The 423-nt window shown below is 67.8% G+C and carries 1 protein-coding gene; it reads right to left on the bottom strand.

Features of this window, described 5'->3' with window-relative positions; all coding sequences use genetic code 11:
• Positions 1 to 423, bottom strand: a 423-nt coding sequence (locus EN850_RS33700; RefSeq protein WP_145972540.1) for an IS3 family transposase, incomplete at both ends; no start/stop codon positions are given.

The following is a 423-nucleotide window of genomic DNA, read 5'->3' as shown; positions in this document are numbered from 1 at the left end:
TCTCGTGCAGTCGTCGACGACGGCCAGGATGCGGAAGCGGCGCCCGTCGGTGAGCTGGTCCGATACGAAGTCGAGCGACCAGCGCTCGTCGGGCCTCAGCGGCACCAGCATCGGCGCCCTGGTCCCGATCGCCCGCTTGCGGCCGCCACGGCGGCGAACGGCGAGCTTCTCCTCCCGATAGAGCCGGAACAGCTTCTTGTGGTTCACGACCAGGCCCTCCCGCCTCAGCATCACGAGAAGACGCCGGTAGCCGAACCGGCGACGCTCCTGCGCGATCGCCTTCATCCGCTCGCGAACCTCCCGGTCGTCCGGCCTGCTGGTCTGGTAGCGAACCGTCATGCGGCAACAGCCGATGGCTTTACACGCCCGCCGTTCGCTCATCCCGAAGCCTTCCTTCAGGCGAGCGACAGCTTTCCGCTTGGC

This window comes from Mesorhizobium sp. M8A.F.Ca.ET.207.01.1.1 (assembly GCF_004794715.1).
Lineage (GTDB): Bacteria > Pseudomonadota > Alphaproteobacteria > Rhizobiales > Rhizobiaceae > Mesorhizobium.
Note: the sequence above shows the minus strand (reverse complement) of the source record. Positions and strands in the feature narration are given on the sequence as shown.